Annotated in this window: 4 protein-coding genes; all 4 read left to right on the top strand. The window is 74.2% G+C overall.

The features are described from left to right. Nucleotides 1-946 (top strand): serine/threonine-protein kinase (locus tag AC0CYZ_RS15545; RefSeq protein ID WP_472216873.1); only part of this gene is annotated, 946 nt, incomplete at its 5' end. 70 nt (nt 947-1016) lie between these two features. Next, nucleotides 1017-1406 carry a type III secretion system chaperone family protein gene (locus tag AC0CYZ_RS15540; protein ID WP_472216871.1) on the top strand — a complete coding sequence of 130 codons (390 nt, stop codon included), beginning with the start codon at nt 1017-1019 and terminating at the stop codon, nt 1404-1406. Between the two features lie 74 nt (nt 1407-1480). Then, the gene (locus AC0CYZ_RS15535; RefSeq protein WP_472216869.1) at nt 1481-2485 is read left to right on the top strand and encodes an acetamidase/formamidase family protein; all 1005 of its coding nucleotides are present in this window, start codon (nt 1481-1483) and stop codon (nt 2483-2485) included. Between the two features lie 17 nt (nt 2486-2502). After that, a partial coding sequence (locus tag AC0CYZ_RS15530; protein ID WP_472216867.1) for an SDR family NAD(P)-dependent oxidoreductase occupies nt 2503-3021 on the top strand: 519 nt, incomplete at its 3' end.

Genomic DNA, 3021 nt, shown 5'->3' with positions numbered 1-3021 from the left:
ACCGCCGCGCGTTCCGACCCCGCCGCCCCCCACGGCCGCGACACGGCTCGTGGACATGGCGCCGCCCGAGCAGCCGCTCACCCCGCACGACCCGCGCACGGTGGGCGAGTACCAGCTCACCGGCCGGCTGGGGTCCGGCGGCATGGGCACGGTCTACCTCGGGCACCGCGCCGGGGTCACGGGCTCGATGGCGATCAAGGTGCTCGCCCCGCACCTGCTCGACGACGTCGACGCCCGGACCCGGTTCCTGCGGGAGGGCCAGACCCTGCAGAAGGTCACGGGGGACTACACCGCGCGCGTGCACGGCGTCGGGTTCGACGGGTCGATGCCCTACATCGTCATGGAGCGCCTCGACGGCCCGTCGCTCCACGCGCTGATCGCCGAGAACGGCGCGGTGCGCGACGCCGAGACGCTGACGCGCATCGCGATCGCGCTGGCCCGCGCGCTGGCCGCGCTGCACAACGACGGCATCACCCACCGCGACCTCAAGCCCGGCAACATCCTGCTGACCTCCGCGGGCCCGAAGGTCGTGGACTTCGGCATCGCCCGCGTCGTGGGCCAGACCCACCACACCCCGGCCGGCAACATGGTCGGCACGCCCGGCTACATGGCGCCCGAGCAGGTCACGGGCAACGGCGCGGGCCCGGCCACGGACGTCTGGGCCTGGGCGTGCTGCGTGGTGTTCGCGGCGCGCGGCGACCACCTCTTCGACGGAGAGAACGTCGTGGACATCGCCCGGCGGATCCTCGACGGGCCGCCGTCGGACGCGTTCTCGGGCGTCGCGCGGCTCTCCCCGCGCCTCGTGCCGGTGCTGCGCCGGGCCACCGCGCAGAACGCCGCCGACCGCCCGCGCGACGGCGCCGCACTGCTGCGCCTGCTCGACCGCAGTGGCGCGACGGCGACGGTGGGCGCGTTCGCCTGGGACAAGCTGGTCGGCGCCCGCTGACCGGCCCCCGAGCCCCCCGGCCGCTGCTACGGTTCGGCTCGCCGGAGGCGCCGAGACGTCGGGAGTGTGCGTGGCCAGCTGGGACGACCTCGTGCTGTGGGTGCGGGTCCGCTACGAGGTGATGGCGCAGGACGCGGACGGCCTCACCTTCCGGCTGCCGACAGCCGACGGGCGCGACCAGCTCGTCTACGTCCGCCACCGGGGCGAGTTCGAGGGGCAGGACTGGATGCAGATCGAGTCGCCGATCGCCCGCCTCGACGACATCGACGCCCGGCGGCTGCTCGAGCTGACCGAGTCGACCGTCGTCGGCGGGGCGGCCGCCGTCGACGGCACCGCGATCTTCCGCCACGCCGCCCCGCTGTCGGACATGACGTTCGCCGAGTTCGAGGCGCCCTTCCGGCTGGTCACGAAGACCGCCGACGACCTGGAACGCCAGCTCACGGGCGCCGACCGCTTCTAGTGTGCCTTCCCGTGCCAGCGCACGGACAGTCAGACAGCACGCCGACAGGGCACGCACGCGACCGGAGGTCCACCGTGATCGTCGAGTTCTCCCCCACCCCCGACCAGTACGCGTGGACCTTCGGCGGCGTCGCCCCGATCCGCGAGGTCGACCCGGGTGACGTGCTGCGCCTGTGGTGCGACGACGCCTTCGGCGGGAAGATCCGCTCGGTCGGCGACGTCGCATCGGGGTCGCTCGACCCGCGCTTCCTCAACCCGCAGACCGGCCCCTTCGCGGTGCGCGGCGCCGAGCCCGGCGACACGCTCGTGCTGCACCTGGTCGACCTCACCCCGGCCCGCGACTGGGGCGCCTCCACGCTCGTGCCGTTCTTCGGCGGCCTGACCGGCACCGACCGGACCGCGCTGCTCGACGACGCGCTGCCGGAGCTGACCTGGATCTACGAGCTCGACCGGGCCCGCGGCACCGTCACCTTCGTCGCGCGGCGCAGCGACTTCTCGGTCGACCTGCCGGTCGCGCCGATGCTCGGCACCGTCGGGGTCGCCCCGGCCAACCGCGAGGTCCGCTCCTCGCTGACCCCCGACGCGTTCGGCGGGAACATGGACACCCCGGAGATGCGCGCGGGCGTCACCTGCTACCTGCCGGTGAACGAGCCGGGCGCGGTCTTCTCGGTCGGCGACGGCCACTACCGCCAGGGCGAGGGCGAGTCCTGCGGGACCGCCGTCGAGGGCGCCATGGACGTCACGCTCATCGTCGAGCTGGTGAAGGCCGGTGCGGCGCCGGCCCCGGCGTGGCCGCGGTTGGAGAGCGACGACGAGCTCATCACCGTCGGCTCGTCGCGGCCGCTCGAGGACGCGTGGCGGATCGGGCAGAAGGAGATGATCTCCTGGCTGGGGGCCCTGCACGGCCTCGACCGCCTCGACGCCTACCAGCTGCTCACCCAGATCTCGCGCGCCCCGCTCGCGAACGTCGTCGACACCAACTACAGCGCCGTGACGAAGGTGTCCAAGGCGTACCTGCCCCGCGTCGAGCCCTACGACGGCCTGCACGCCGACCTGCGCGCGCGGGCGGCGCAGCTCTAGCCCCAGGAGGGTCACACATGGATCTCGGACTGGCCGGTCGGCGCGCACTCGTCACCGGCGGCAGCCGCGGCATCGGACGCGCGATCGTGGAGGCCCTCGCCGACGAGGGCGCCACCGTCGCGTTCTGCGCCCGCTCCGACGACGGCGTCCGCGGCGCGCTCGACGAGCTGCGCGACGCGGGTCGCACGGTGCACGGCGAGGCCGTCGACGTCGCCGACGGGGACGCCCTGCGCGCCTGGGTGACCCGCACCGCCGAGGAGCTCGGCGGGCTCGACGTCGTCGTCGCGAACGTCTCCGCACTGGCCATCCCGGGCACCGAGGAGAACTGGGAGGCGTCCTTCCGCACGGACATGCTCGGCACCGTGCGCCTCGTGGAGGCGGCGCTGCCGTCGCTGGAGGCCTCCGACGCGGGCGCGATCGTCACGGTCTCGAGCGTCTCCGGGCGCGAGATCGACTTCGCCGCCGGGCCCTACGGCACGATGAAGAGCGCGATCGTGCACTACACGCAGGGGCTGGCCCACCAGCTGGCCGGCCGG

It is taken from the genome of Actinomycetospora sp. (genome assembly GCF_055612215.1).
Note: the sequence above shows the minus strand (reverse complement) of the source record. Positions and strands in the feature narration are given on the sequence as shown.